Source organism: Caulobacter sp. 602-1 (assembly GCF_003931565.1).
Lineage (GTDB): Bacteria > Pseudomonadota > Alphaproteobacteria > Caulobacterales > Caulobacteraceae > Caulobacter.
This window is the reverse complement of the sequence record NZ_RRYI01000011.1, coordinates 96394-108556: the sequence shown is the minus strand read 5'-3', so window position 1 is coordinate 108556 and position 12163 is coordinate 96394. Positions and strand designations below refer to the sequence as shown.

The 12163-nt window shown below is 67.7% G+C and carries 13 protein-coding genes; 8 read left to right on the top strand and 5 right to left on the bottom strand.

Translation table 11 applies throughout. The features are described 5' to 3' along the window. Positions 1-54 precede the first annotated feature (54 nt). The gene (locus tag EIK80_RS23730) at positions 55-963 is read left to right on the top strand and encodes a hypothetical protein (RefSeq protein ID WP_125159483.1); all 909 of its coding nucleotides are present in this window, start codon (positions 55-57) and stop codon (positions 961-963) included. A gap of 44 nt (positions 964-1007) precedes the next feature. On the opposite strand, the gene uvrA is transcribed toward EIK80_RS23730, so the two are convergent. Then, on the bottom strand, positions 1008-3917 hold the full coding sequence (gene uvrA / locus EIK80_RS23725; protein WP_125159482.1) for an excinuclease ABC subunit UvrA: 2910 nt from the start codon (positions 3915-3917) through the stop codon (positions 1008-1010). A gap of 269 nt (positions 3918-4186) precedes the next feature. On the opposite strand from uvrA, the gene EIK80_RS26485 reads away from it, so the two are divergent. Beyond that, the gene (locus EIK80_RS26485; protein WP_199743604.1) at positions 4187-4348 is read left to right on the top strand and encodes a hypothetical protein; all 162 of its coding nucleotides are present in this window, start codon (positions 4187-4189) and stop codon (positions 4346-4348) included. Between the two features lie 9 nt (positions 4349-4357). Here the strand turns inward: EIK80_RS26485 and EIK80_RS23720 are convergent, their stop codons facing one another. After that, positions 4358-4822 carry a DUF1203 domain-containing protein gene (locus tag EIK80_RS23720; RefSeq protein WP_125159481.1) on the bottom strand — a complete coding sequence of 155 codons (465 nt, stop codon included), beginning with the start codon at positions 4820-4822 and terminating at the stop codon, positions 4358-4360. A gap of 125 nt (positions 4823-4947) precedes the next feature. Between EIK80_RS23720 and EIK80_RS23715 the strand changes: the two genes are divergently transcribed. Genes EIK80_RS23715 through EIK80_RS23705 form a run of 3 tightly spaced genes read left to right on the top strand, consistent with a single transcriptional unit; the run spans position 4948 to position 7239 of the window. Further along, positions 4948-5061, top strand: a complete 114-nt coding sequence (locus tag EIK80_RS23715; protein ID WP_125159480.1) for a hypothetical protein — start codon at positions 4948-4950, stop codon at positions 5059-5061. Continuing rightward, positions 5018-6607 (top strand): ABC-F family ATP-binding cassette domain-containing protein, encoded by a 1590-nt coding sequence (locus tag EIK80_RS23710; RefSeq protein ID WP_125159479.1) that lies wholly within the window; start codon positions 5018-5020, stop codon positions 6605-6607. The genes EIK80_RS23715 and EIK80_RS23710 overlap by 44 nt, the downstream gene beginning before the upstream one ends. Next, positions 6604-7239: a methyltransferase gene (locus tag EIK80_RS23705; protein WP_125159478.1), complete on the top strand. Its 636-nt coding sequence runs from the start codon at positions 6604-6606 to the stop codon at positions 7237-7239. The genes EIK80_RS23710 and EIK80_RS23705 overlap by 4 nt, the downstream gene beginning before the upstream one ends. On the opposite strand, the gene EIK80_RS23700 is transcribed toward EIK80_RS23705, so the two are convergent. Genes EIK80_RS23700 through EIK80_RS23690 form a run of 3 tightly spaced genes read right to left on the bottom strand, consistent with a single transcriptional unit; the run spans position 7236 to position 9189 of the window. Continuing rightward, positions 7236-7685, bottom strand: coding sequence for a flagellar basal body protein (locus EIK80_RS23700; RefSeq protein WP_125159477.1), 450 nt, complete (start codon positions 7683-7685; stop codon positions 7236-7238). The two genes, EIK80_RS23705 and EIK80_RS23700, sit on opposite strands and share 4 nt — an antisense overlap. 2 nt (positions 7686-7687) lie before the next feature. Next, positions 7688-8077: a rod-binding protein gene (locus EIK80_RS23695; protein ID WP_125159476.1), complete on the bottom strand. Its 390-nt coding sequence runs from the start codon at positions 8075-8077 to the stop codon at positions 7688-7690. Further along, positions 8077-9189 (bottom strand): flagellar basal body P-ring protein FlgI, encoded by a 1113-nt coding sequence (locus tag EIK80_RS23690; protein ID WP_125159475.1) that lies wholly within the window; start codon positions 9187-9189, stop codon positions 8077-8079. Before EIK80_RS23690 ends, EIK80_RS23695 begins: the two co-directional genes overlap by 1 nt. Before the next feature lie 231 nt (positions 9190-9420). Between EIK80_RS23690 and EIK80_RS23685 the strand changes: the two genes are divergently transcribed. The 3 genes from EIK80_RS23685 (at position 9421) to EIK80_RS23675 (ending at position 12160) form a co-directional block, all read left to right on the top strand. Further along, the gene (locus tag EIK80_RS23685) at positions 9421-9852 is read left to right on the top strand and encodes a flagellar assembly protein FliX (protein WP_125159474.1); all 432 of its coding nucleotides are present in this window, start codon (positions 9421-9423) and stop codon (positions 9850-9852) included. A 212-nt stretch (positions 9853-10064) separates the two neighbouring features. Further along, positions 10065-10493, top strand: a complete 429-nt coding sequence (dksA, locus tag EIK80_RS23680; protein ID WP_125159473.1) for an RNA polymerase-binding protein DksA — start codon at positions 10065-10067, stop codon at positions 10491-10493. Positions 10494-10621: 128 nt separating this feature from the next. Then, positions 10622-12160, top strand: coding sequence for a sodium:proton antiporter (locus EIK80_RS23675; protein ID WP_125159472.1), 1539 nt, complete (start codon positions 10622-10624; stop codon positions 12158-12160). Positions 12161-12163 lie beyond the last annotated feature (3 nt).

Sequence of the window (12163 nt, the reverse complement as noted above, 5' to 3'; positions counted from 1 at the left end):
GAAGCGGCGCGAACCTGTTTAGCCTTGGGGCGTCCATCCTTCGAAGAGCACGACATGTCCAAGTTCTCCGCCTCCGACGCGGCCTTCTCCGGTTTCCGGCTCGTGCGGGAGAACCTGAAGACCGTGGCCATCTGGGCCGTGGGCATGACGGTGCTGTCGTTGATCTCCAACGTGCTCGCGATCCGGTTCTTCGGCGTGCAGATGCAGGCCTTCGCGGACTACCTGGCCGACACGAGCACGCCGGACCCGGAAACCTTCGCACGCCACCTGTCGAGCCTGGCGCCGCTGACGCTATGGTCGCTGCCTTACAGCCTGATCCTGAACGGAGTGATCTTCGCGGCCCTGAACCGGCTGGTGCTGCGCCACAACGACAGCGCAGCGGCCTATATTCGCCTGGGCGCACAGGAACTGCGCCAGAGCGCCGTGTGGCTGCTGCTGAGCCTGGTCCTTATGGGCGTGATGTTCTTCGGCTCGCTGCTGGCCGGCTTCCTCGGCGCGATGGGCGGGCCCACGGGCGCGTTCCTGGGCGTGCTGAGCTTCGTCGGCGCGTTCTGCGCCATGGTCTATCTGGCGGTGCGCCTGTCGTTCGCCTCGTCGGTCACCTTCGACACCGGCAAGATCACCCTGTTCCGGTCGCTGCCCGAGACCAAGGGTCTCTTCTGGCCGCTGCTGGGCGCCTATCTGCTGGCGGCGGTTATGAGCGTGATCGTGGTGCTGTTGATCTGGACCATAGTCTCGGCCGTTGGCCTGATCGCCTCTGGCGACCTGGCCGCCACCGGCAAGATGCTGCGCGCCGACACCACCTCGCTGAAGGCCTATTTCACCCCGGCCGGGATCGTCCAGACGCTGTTCGCTGGCCTGATCACCGTCTTGACCACCCTGATCGTCTTCGGCCCAGCGCCGAGCATCTATCGCGAACTCAAGGATCGCCGGACCGGCGCCGACACCAACGGCGGCTGGTAAAAAAGAAAGGCCCCGGAGAGCGATCTCCGGGGCCTTCTGTCTTCTTACGCCCGCTTGGCCTTCTTCAATTCGGCCACCCGAGCCTTGCGGCGCTCCTCGTGGCGGTCCAGCAGCTCTTTGAGGTAGCGGCCGGTCCAGCTGGCCTCGACCTTGGCCACGTCCTGGGGCGAGCCGGTGGCGACGATCTGGCCGCCGCCGTCGCCGCCCTCGGGACCGAAGTCGATCAGCCAGTCGGCGGTCTTCACCACGTCCAGATTATGCTCGATGACCACCACGGTGTTGCCCTGGTCGGCCAGCTCATGAAGCACCTCGAGCAGCTTCTTGGTGTCCTCGAAGTGCAGGCCGGTGGTCGGCTCGTCGAGAATATACAGCGTCCGACCGGTGGCGCGGCGCGACAGTTCCTTGCTAAGCTTCACCCGCTGGGCCTCGCCGCCCGACAGGGTCGTGGCCTGCTGGCCGACCTTAATGTAGCTGAGACCGACGCGCTTCAGGGTCTCCATCTTGTCGCGGATCGGCGGCACGGCCTTAAAGAAGTCGGCGGCCTCCTCGACGGTCATGTCCAGCACGTCGGCGATGGTCTTGCCCTTGAACAGCACGTCCAGGGTCTCGCGGTTGTAGCGCTTGCCCTTGCAGATATCGCAGGTGACGTAGACGTCCGGCAGGAAGTGCATCTCGATCTTGATGACGCCGTCGCCTTGGCAGGCCTCGCAGCGGCCGCCCTTGACGTTGAAGCTGAAGCGACCGGGGCCATACCCACGGGCCTTGCTCTCGGGCAGGCCGGCGAACCAATCGCGGATCGGACCGAAGGCGCCGGTATAGGTCGCCGGGTTCGAACGCGGGGTGCGGCCGATCGGGCTCTGGTCGATGTCGATGACCTTGTCGAACTGCTCCAGGCCCTCGATCCGTTCGTGCGGAGCGGGGGCGTCCGACGCATTGTTCAGGCGGCGCGCGGCGGCCTTGTAGAGCGTCTCGATCGTGAAGGTCGACTTGCCGCCGCCCGACACGCCGGTGATGCAGGTGAAGGTCCCGACCGGGATCTCCGCCGTGACGTTCTTCAGGTTGTTGCCGGTGGCGCCGACGACCTTCAGCACCTTCTTCTTGCTGATCGGCCGGCGCTGTTCGGGCACCTCGATCTCGCGCGCGCCGGTCAGGTACATGCCGGTGACGCTCTTGGGATTGTCCATGATCTGCTGGGGCGTGCCCTCGGCGACAATCTCGCCCCCATGGACGCCTGCCGCCGGACCCATGTCGATCACGTAGTCGGCGGTGAGGATGGCCTCCTCGTCGTGCTCGACGACCAGCACGGAGTTGCCCAGGTCCCGCAGACCCTGCAGCGAGGTCAGCAGACGGGTATTGTCGCGCTGGTGCAGGCCGATCGACGGCTCGTCCAGCACATACAGCACGCCGGTCAGGCCCGAGCCGATCTGGCTGGCCAGACGGATGCGCTGGCTCTCGCCGCCCGACAGGGTGCCCGAGCCGCGCGAGAGATTCAGATAGTCCAGGCCGACATCGACCAGGAACCGCAGGCGATCGTTGATCTCCTTCAGGATCCGCCGGGCGATCTCCATCTGCTTGTCGGTGAGCTTGCCGTCCAGGCTGGCGAACCAGTCGCGGGCCGGACGGATGGCCAGCATCGACACCTCGGCGATGTCCATGGCGTCGATCTTGACGGCCAGGGCCTCGGGCTTCAGGCGCTTGCCGTGGCAGGTCTCGCACGGGGTGTCGGACTGGTAGCGGCCCAGCTCCTCGCGCACCCAGCTGCTGTCGGTCTCACGCCAGCGGCGCTCCAGGTTCGGCAGGACGCCCTCGAAGGGCTTCTCGACCTCGTACTTGCGAGCGTTGTCGTCGTAGACGAACTTGATCTTGGTCCCCTTGGACCCGTTCAGCACCACGTCGCGCGCGTCGGGCGACAGCTTGTACCAGGGCTCATCCATCGAGAAGCCATAGTGGCGCGCCAGAGCCTGGAGGGTCTGGGTGTAGAGCGGGGAAGGGCCCTTGGCCCAAGGCGCGACCGCGCCCTTGTGCAGGCTCTTGTCCTTGTCGGGGATGACGAGGTCCGCGTCGAAGGCCAGCTTGGCGCCCAGGCCGTCGCAGACCGGGCAGGCGCCCGCCGGGTTGTTGAACGAGAACAGGCGCGGCTCGATCTCGGCGATCGTGAAGCCGCTGACCGGACAGGCGAAGCGTTCCGAGAACAGGATACGCCGCGGCTCCTTCTCACCTTCCTCGATATTGGCGAACTCGGCGACGGCCAGGCCGTCGGCCAGGCGCAGGGCCTGCTCGATGGAGTCGGCCAGGCGCTGCTCCATGTCGGGCTTGGTGACCACGCGGTCCACGACCACGTCGATGTCGTGCTTGAACTTCTTGTCGAGGACCGGGGCGTCCTCGATCGGGTAGTATTCGCCGTCGATCTTCAGCCGCTGGAAGCCGGCCTTCTGCCACTCGGCGATCTCTTTCTTGTACTCGCCCTTGCGGTCGCGGACGACCGGGGCCAGCAGGTAGAGACGCGTGCCTTCGGGCAGGGCGGTGATCTTGTCGACCATCTGGCTGATGGTCTGGCTCTCGATCGGCAGGCCGGTGGCGGGCGAGTAGGGCACCCCAACCCGCGCCCACAGCAGGCGCATGTAGTCGTGGATCTCGGTCACCGTGCCGACGGTCGAGCGCGGGTTGCGGCTGGTGGTCTTCTGCTCGATCGAGATCGCGGGCGACAGGCCCTCGATCAGGTCGACGTCGGGCTTGCTCATCAGCTCCAGGAACTGACGCGCATAGGCCGACAGGCTTTCCACATAGCGGCGCTGGCCCTCGGCATAGATCGTGTCGAAGGCCAGGGACGACTTGCCCGAGCCCGACAGGCCGGTCAGTACGACCAGCTCGCCGCGCGGGATGTCGACGCTGACGTCCTTCAGATTGTGCTCACGGGCGCCGCGAACGCGGATGAAGTTCAGTTGCTCAGCCATGTTTTCCGGAACGTTGGACCGCGACATTGGTCGCGGCGCAGCGGCTATATGTAGGGCTCAAGGCGCGAATTAACACAAGAACAACATGCGAACAAATGTCGCGCACGTGAGGCGGCGCTTCTGCTGACAATGAATGTCAGCAGGCTGACACGGGAAGCGCGCTGAAGCGGCAACCTCTCCTCAACCCTGTTTGGAAGCGGGTTCTTCAGCCCACGCATGATCTAAGGCCCAGGTTCGGGCAAAAGCTCGACCATGCGAAGGAAAGAGCGATGGCCAAGAAAGAGGCCGGGAACGCCAAGCTGGACGCCAAGCAGGACGCGTTCGACGCCCTTAAGGCGCCCAAGCCGCGCTCGATCATCATCGACATGATGGTGTTCTGCGCCGGGATCGGCTCGCTGGTCTGGGTCCTGCGCGAGATGGCGCCAACCTAGAACCTGGCCTCAGGCCCGGTCTATCCGCGCCGCGTAGCAACCCCACTTGGCGTAGTGGGCGTGCAGATAGGCGATCCGCGGGTCCTCGAACAGCCTTTCGATCGGCGATCGAGCCTGACTGCCTTCGACGATATCGGCGGCGAGCATCATGCCATCCGTGTCGAACGCCCGCAGGGACAGCATCCGGCGGCGCAGGGCGGGCGGCATTTCGTCGACCATGACGACGGGCTCGACCCCCTCGCGCACGAAGATCGCGTGGCTGGCGCGGAAGGGCGTCGGCGCGCTCTGGTGCTCGTAGTTGACCAGGATCAGGGTTTCGCCCGGCTCCGCGTCATCCAGGCTGACCCGGCAGGGAAAGCCCAGGGGCGCGTCGGCGATGAGGCGACGGCCGCCCCGCGCGGCCAAGGCCTCGTCGTCCAGGAGGAACAGCGCGGCGAACGGTTCGGGGGACAGGCTGGTGACGGCGTAGGCCATGGTGATCTCCTCGTGATGGCGGCGTTGTCGCGCCAATCGCGAAGGGGGCGACACCCGATCCTTGCGGCGCCCGTCACGCTTGCCCACCGGCGTTCCGGGGCGTAGAAACCGGTCCTTCCCAGTCGATGGAGGCTCTCATGATCAGCAAGACGGAAGACCGCTTCGTCCTTCCCGTTTCCCTGACCGTGGGTTCGCATGTCCTTCGTCACTCTGGACGCCGTTTCCGCCGCCACGCCTGACGGCCGGCTTCTCTTCGAAAATCTGAGCCTTTCCATCGGGGCCGAGCGGATCGGTCTCGTCGGGCGCAACGGCGTCGGCAAGAGCACCTTGCTGGCGTTGGTCGCGGGGACGCGCGCGCCGCTGAGCGGGACGATCACGCGGGCCGGCGCCGTCGCGATCCTCGAACAGACGCCGGACGTCTCACCCCGGGCGCGACTGGCCGACCTGCTGGGCGTCGGCGCGGACTGGGATCGCCTGTCGCGCATCGGGCGCGGGGAGGGCGACGAGACCGATCTGGCCGAAGCGGACTGGGAACTGCCAGCGCGGCTGGATCAGGCCCTGGCCGATGTCGGCCTGACGGGCTTCGACCCCGAGCGACCGGCGGCGGCGTTGTCGGGCGGTCAGGCGACGCGGGCGGGGCTGGCGCGGCTGCTGGTGGCCCAGCCCGACGTGCTGCTGCTGGACGAGCCGACCAACAATCTCGACGCTGAGGCCCGAGCCCTTGTCACCAAGGTGCTGGCCCGTTGGCGCGGCGGGGCCGTTGTGGTCAGCCACGACCGGGCCCTGCTGCGCGGCATGGATCGGATCGTCGAGCTGTCCTCGCTGGGCGCGCGGTCCTATGGCGGCGGCTGGGACCTCTATGCCGAGCGCAGGGCGGCCGAGGCGGACGCCGCCCAGCGCGACCTTGATCACGCCGAGAAGGAGGTGCGCCGCGTCGCCCGCGAGGCGCATGTGGCCCGCGAGCGCAAGGAGCGCCGGGACGCCGCCGGCCGCAAGTTCGCGGACCGGGGCGGGACGCCGAAAATCGTGCTGGGCATGATGGCCGAGCGGGCCGAGATGAGCGGAGCGCGAGAAGGCAAGCTGGCTGAGAAGCTGGCGGCGGAGGCGGCCCAGGCCAAGGTCTCGGCCGAGGCCCGCGTCGAGCGCGCCCGGACCCTGGGCTTCGACCTGCCGTCGTCGGGGCTTTCGGAAGGACGCGGCGTGCTGGCCTTCGACGCGGTGACCTTCGCCTGGCCCGACGGAACGCCGGTGATCGACGGATTGTCGTTCCGCATCGCCGGGCCCGAGCGGGTGGCGATCTCCGGGCCGAACGGAACGGGCAAGACGACCCTGATCCGCCTGGCCGCCGGCGTGCTGGCCCCGACGGCGGGCGAGGTGAAGCTGTCGGTCCCGGTCGCCCTGCTGGACCAGCGGGCGGCGCTGCTGAACGATGACGAGACCATTCTGGAGAATTTCCGCCGCTTGAACCCGACCGCGAGTCAGAACGACGCCCACGCAGTCCTGGCGCGGTTCCTGTTCCGCAACGCCGCGGCGCATCAGGTCGCCGGAACCCTCAGCGGCGGCGAGCGGCTCCGCGCGGCCCTGGCCTGCGTGCTCTGCGCCGTCACGCCGCCGCAACTGCTGATCCTGGACGAGCCGACCAACCATCTGGACCTCGCCTCGATCGAGGCCGTCGAGACGGCGCTGTCCGGCTATGACGGAGCCTTGCTGGTGGTCAGCCACGACGCCGATTTTCTCGAGACGATCGGCGTCGAGAGGACGATTAAGGTGGACCGCGAGCCATGACGAGCGACCTCGAGGCCTTCATCCATGACCGCCTGCCGCTGGAAGCCGTCCCGGGCGTGCCGGAGGTCCGTCTGCACCGGGCGGGGCCCAGAAGCGGCCTGGCGCGCCTGGCCGAGGCCGATCCGGACTTCGGTTCGCCCTACTGGGCGCGGCCATGGGGCGGTGGCCTGGCTTTGGCGCGACACGTCCTCGACCATCCAGAGATCGTCGCTGGCCAGAGCGTGCTGGACCTGGGCGCGGGCTCGGGCCTCGTCGCCATCGCCGCCGCCCTGGCTGGCGCGGCCGAGGTGAGGGCGGTCGATATCGACCCCTACGCCGTGACCGCCACGCGCCTGAACGCCGCCGCCAACGGCGTGGCGGTCGAGGTCGCGCGGTCCGATATCACCGGCGGCGATCCGCCGGAGGTCGACCTGATGCTGGTGGGAGACCTGTTCTACGATCCGGACCTGGCCGAACGGGTCGAGCGCTTCCTTCAGCGGTGCCTGACTGCGGGGATCGTGGTCCTGATCGGCGATCCGTTCCGGGCCTTCCTGCCGACCGAACGCCTGCGCGTCGTGGCGGAATATCCGGTGGCCGACTACGGCGACCCGCATGGCGCCGCGCGGGCCGCTGGGGTGTTCGCGTTCTTCTAGGCCTTGCGGTTCAGGGTGATGGCCGCGCCGTGCTGCGGGCGGTCATTGACCATGCCGCCGGCGCCGTAGGTGGTGGCCGGGGCGGCGCGTTGGCTGGCGATCTCCTGGGCCACGGCGTGGACCAGGCCCTCGGTCACCGTCTTGGCCGCATTCACGGCGCGCGCCTGGCGGGCGAGCACCGCGTCGAAGGCCTCGGTGGCGCGGATCAGGCGCTGACGCAGCTCGGCGCGAGCGCTTTCGAGCAGGGCCGGGTTGTGGCGCACCCGCATAGATTCATGCCGATAGACATTGGCCAGCTTGGCCGTCTCTTCGACATATCGCGCCGCCTCGTGCGGGCGGTGGCTTTCGAAGGCCGAGGCCTCGAGGGCGATCAGGTCCGTGAGGCGTTCGGTCAGCAGGGTCAGTTGGTGGACGCGATCGTCGGCGTCTACGGCGGCGATGGCCATGGCTACTCCTTCAGACCTTGCATCTTCAGCATTTCGCGCTGGATCGTGGCGGCCAGGCCGATGCCGCCGGCCTTGGTCACTTCCTTCGACATCGCGTCGGTCAGGACCGACTTGAACATCTCCTCGCCGTTGCCGCCGCCGAACGGTTCCGAGGTTTTCACGCCCTCGAACATCTGCTGCATCATCACGGACATGAAGGACGCCTCGAAGGTCTTGGCCGTATCGGCGATCTTGGCGCGCTGGGCCGCTTCCTTGGTCGCGCTGGCGGCGTCCTGAACCGCGCCCTGGGCCGTGGTCGCGGCGGCCTTCACCGCCTTGGCGGCCGTCTTGAGGGTGGCGGCGGTCGCGCCGAACTGCGGAACGTAGGTGGAGATCGTCGACAGCGTGCTCATCACATCACCTCGATGTCGGCTTGCAAGGCGCCCGCGGCCTTCACGGCCTGCAGGATCGAGATCATGTCGCGGGGCGTCACGCCCAGCGCGTTGAGGCCGCCGACCAGGCTCTTGAGCGACGGCGAGCCGCCCAGGGTGAGCAGTTTCTTGCCCTTTTCCTCCTCGACGTTAACCGTCGATTGCGGAACCACGGCCGTCTGGCCTTGGCTGAAGGGCGCCGGCTGGCTGACGGCGGGGTTTTCCTGGACCGAGATGGTCAGGTTGCCCTGGGCGATCGCCACCTTGCTGATGCGGACGTCGTCGCCCATGACGATGACGCCGGCCACTTCGTCGATCACCACCTTGGCGGGACCGTCGGGCTCGACCTCCATGTTCTCGATGGCGGTCATGAAGCTGATCATGTCCATGCCGGCCGGCGCGCGGGTGGCGATGATCGTGGGGTTCTGGGCCTGGGCGCAGCCGGGGAACCTGGCGTTGATGGCGTCGGCGACGCGGCGCGCGGTGGTGAAGTCCGGATTGCGCAGGGTCAGGCGCATGATGTCCATGCTGACCATCTGGAAATTGATCTCGCGTTCGATGACGCCGCCGCCGGCGATGCGGCCGGCGGTCGGCACGCCCTTGGTGACCGAACTGCCCGAAGCGCCGCCGGCCGAGACCGAACCGGTCTGGACCGTGCCTTGCGCCACGGCGTAGGTCTGGCCGTCCGCGCCTTGCAGGCTGGTGACCAGCAGGGTGCCGCCCAGCAGGCTCTTGGCGTCGCCCAGGGTCGACACGGTCACGTCCAGCTTCGAGCCGGCGGCCGAGAACGGCGGCAGGTTGCCCGTGACCATGACGGCGGCGGTGTTCTTGGTGTTGAGATTGCCGTCGCGGACGTTGACGCCCTGGCGCTCCAGCATCGCTTCCAGGCTCTGCTTGGTCATCGGCGCGTTGCGCAGGCTGTCGCCCGTGCCGTTCAGGCCGACGACGATGCCATAGCCGACCAGCGGGTTGTCGCGGACGCCTTCGAAAGCGACGATATCCTTGATCCGCGACTTGGCGAACGCCGGCGCGGCTACGAGGGCCGAGACGGCGACCAGGGCGGTCAGCAGGGTGCGAAAGAATGAACGCGGCATGGCAATCTCGTCGTGGGGAACCGTCCCCGCGCCGCCCCATGCCAGAAGCGGGCCAATTCCTCGCCGCCGCCTAGATCGTTGTGACTCAAGGGATTCCGGATTCGACGATGGTCCGCCCGGCGCCTCGCGGCAGAATCTGCCCGGCATTAACCATACTTCAAGCGCGCCGTTGGATATTGGGGTCACCGCGGGATAAGTGACTCGCGCGCATGAGCTTTTTGGAGCTGTCGGATGAAGGTTTCCAGCACGGGGGGCGTAGGTGCGAGCGGCGCGTCGCGGGCCAAGCCGGCCGGCGGGTCGACGGGCTTTTCGCTTCCGTCTGTGAACGCCGCCAGCGGGGCGGCAAGCACCGCCTCGGTCGGCGGTCTGTCCGGCGTCGGGTCGGTCGACGCCCTCCTGGCCCTGCAGGCGATGAGCGCGGTCGGCAATCCTCTGGAGCGCAAGCGCCGCGCGGTGCGCCGCGCCGAGCATATCCTCGACCTGCTGGGCGATGTGCGGGTCGGACTGATCGACGGCGACATCTCGTCGGACACCCTCGACCGTCTGACGCGGGCCATCCGCGAACAGCGGGACAATACCGACGATCCCAACCTGGAGGGGATCCTCAATGAAATCGAAACTCGGGCCGCCGTCGAGCTGGCCAAGCTTCAGGCGCGTAGCTGACATGGCCAGGGCGGGAACCTTGAATTTGGCTCCTGCCTGCCACGCTTGGCTTTCTCGCGCGTTTTACACTCGTCGTCGCCGTGTTCACGGCCCTCTGACGGGAGGCGCGCGACCTGAACGCGCCGCTCACGCGAGGTTCATTGAACCCGGCTCACCTTTTGCTATAAGCACGCAGCCCTTAAGGGCTGAGTTCATTGGGGCGTGAGGCGTTGATGCAAACGGCCACTGTTCTTGTCGAGAAGTCTGACTATCGTCCTTCCGAGGACGAGCCTTTTATGAATGAACGGCAGCTTGAGTATTTCAAGAACAAGCTGCTGGCCTGGAAAGAGGAGATCCTTCGCGAATCTCGCGAAACGGTCGCCCATCTCCAGAAAGAAACCGAGAATCACGCCGATCTCGCTGATCGCGCGTCCTCGGAAACCGACCGGGCTCTTGAGCTCCGTACCCGCGATCGTCAACGGAAGCTGATTTCCAAGATCGACCAGGCCCTGCGCCGCGTCGAGGATGGCTCCTACGGCTATTGCGAGGAGACGGGCGAGCCGATCGGCCTGGCTCGACTGGATGCTCGCCCTACGGCGACCATGAGCGTCGAAGCCCAGGAACGCCACGAGCGCCGCGAACGCGTCCACCGCGACGACTAAGCATCGCTCTCCAAGGCGACTTGGGGCGACTCAATGTGTTTCAAGCGGCCTTGGGTGGGGAGCCCAGGGCCGCTTTTGTTTTGAGATCAGCCGCGTAAGCTCGCGCGTCGATCCCGGAGACGCCGCGCTTGAGGTTTTTCGAGAGCCTGCTGGTCCTGCTGGCCGCCGCGGTCCTGCTGCTGCAGGTCTCGCGTCGGCTGAAGGTGCCCTATCCGACCATGCTGGCCGCCGCCGGCGTGTGCTTCGCCCTGGTTCCCGGGGCGCCGAAGATCTCGATCGAGCCGCATACGGCGCTCGCCTTGTTTCTGGCCCCGGTGCTGGTCGATGCAGGCTTCGACTTTCCGATCGGCGATGCGCGCAAGCTCTGGCGGCCCCTGTTCGCCCTGGCCATCGTGGCGGTGATCCTCAGCGCTGGCGCGGTGGCGTGGCTGGGCGTGACCATGGCGGGCCTGCCGATCGCCGCGGCCCTGGTCCTGGGCGCGATCGTCGCCCCGCCAGACGCCGCCGCCGCCACCGCCATCCTCACCAGCGTAAACCTGCCACGCGGCTCCGTCGCGGTGCTGAAGGGCGAGAGCCTGCTGAACGACGCCTCGGCCCTGCTGCTGTTCTCGGCGGCGCTGGCGTTCCAGGCCCAGGGCGGCATCGACGCCGCCCTAGCCGTGAAGCTGACCCTGGCCGCGCCCGGCGGGGTGATCCTGGGGATCGTCCTGGCGCGCCTGCTGCGGCTGGTGAATCCCTTCGTCACCGGCACGCTGGGCGGCACCATGGCCGAGTTCGTCACCTGCTTCGGGGCCTGGATCATCGCCGAGCGCCTGGGCCTGTCGGCGGTGCTGTGCCTGGTGGCCTTCGCCATGACCGTGGCCCGCACCGCGGGGCTGCGGACCCCGCCGCGCATGCGGATCCACACCTTCGCGGTCTGGACGTCGTCGGTGTTCCTCCTGAACGTCCTGGCCTTCCTGCTGATGGGGCTGCAGGCGCGGACCATCGTCGCCGGCATGCCGCGCGAGCGCCTGATGGAAGCGGCGGCTTTCGCCGCGGCCGTGGTGGTTTGCCTGATCGTGGTGCGGATGGTCTGGGTGCTGACCTATATCCGGCTGTCCCAGCTCTTTCCAGGTCTGCGCGGCGACGCCTATCCGACGCCCAGCCTGCGCCACGGCGTCCTGGTTGGCTGGTGCGGCATGCGGGGCCTCGTCACCCTGGCGACCGCCTTCGCCCTGCCGGGCGACTTCCCGCAGCGCGACCTGATCGTGCTGACCGCATTCGCCGTCGTGCTGGCCACCCTGGTAGTTCAGGGCCTGACCCTGTCGCCGCTGGTCCATCTGCTGGGCCTGGATGGCGAGAACGGCCTCGACGAGGAGTTGGCTCGCATCCGCGCCGACATGGCCAGCGTCGCCCTCGAGGCGCTGGAGGGCAAGACGGGCGCGGCCGCCGATCACTGGCGCTACCGTTTCGCCGCCGTCCCGACCCAGACTCCGCCGCGGGCCGGCGAGATGGAGATCCGACGAACCTTGGGCCTCAAGGCCATCCGTCGCCAGCGCGAGCGGCTGGAAGCGCTGCGCGACACCCAGTCCGTCGGCGCCGACGCCTTCCTGATCCTGCAGGAGGAGCTGGACTTCGAGGAGGTCTCGATCAGCCGCGAGGACGAGCGCCAGATCGAGGAGAGCTGAAGC